Origin of the sequence: Brevibacillus sp. BC25 (assembly GCF_000282075.1) — a bacterium.
Taxonomy (GTDB): domain Bacteria; phylum Bacillota; class Bacilli; order Brevibacillales; family Brevibacillaceae; genus Brevibacillus.
This window is the reverse complement of sequence record NZ_AKIX01000132.1, coordinates 1-613: the sequence shown is the minus strand read 5'-3', so window position 1 is coordinate 613 and position 613 is coordinate 1. Positions and strand designations below refer to the sequence as shown.

Annotated in this window: 2 tRNA genes and 1 rRNA gene; all 3 read right to left on the bottom strand. The window is 49.6% G+C overall.

The window, feature by feature from the left end:
- Nucleotides 1–79: 79 nt before the first annotated feature.
- Nucleotides 80–196: ribosomal RNA gene (rrf, locus tag PMI05_RS28995) — 5S ribosomal RNA — on the bottom strand.
- Between the two features lie 84 nt (nucleotides 197–280).
- A tRNA-Ala gene (locus PMI05_RS28990) sits at nucleotides 281–356 on the bottom strand.
- Between the two features lie 16 nt (nucleotides 357–372).
- A tRNA-Ile gene (locus PMI05_RS28985) sits at nucleotides 373–449 on the bottom strand.
- Nucleotides 450–613 lie beyond the last annotated feature (164 nt).

Sequence of the window (613 nt, the reverse complement as noted above, 5' to 3'; positions counted from 1 at the left end):
CTTACAGTTTATATCTTAGCAATATCATGCAGTATCCAGTTTTCAAGGAACAAATGGGTAGTTACTCGCAAGAGTAACTGCCTGGCAACGTCCTACTCTCCCGGCTCCCTGCGGAGCAAGTACCATCGGCGCTGGAGGGCTTAACGGCCGTGTTCGGCATGGGAACGGGTGTGTCCCCTCCGCCATCATCACCAGACGATTTGACTATTTCTCAAAAGTGACGAAGAGTAATGTAGCACATCTTCTTGTTCACTTTCAAGTACTTTTTTTGAAACTTTTTTGGTGGAGCTGAACGGGATCGAACCGATGACCTCCTGCTTGCAAGGCAGGCGCTCTCCCAACTGAGCTACAGCCCCATACTGGGGAAATATATGGTGGGCCTAGGCTGACTCGAACAGCCGACCTCACGCTTATCAGGCGTGCGCTCTAACCAACTGAGCTATAGGCCCTCGTAAGCCACAAAAAAAGACGTACTACTTCAAAGGCCAAAATCTGCGGCACTTCAAAGTTCTATATACGTCAGGGAGTTGATGCTCCCTCAAAACTGAACAGCGAACGTTGCGTTAACGGTCATATCTCCATAGAAAGGAGGTGATCCATCCGCACCTTCCGG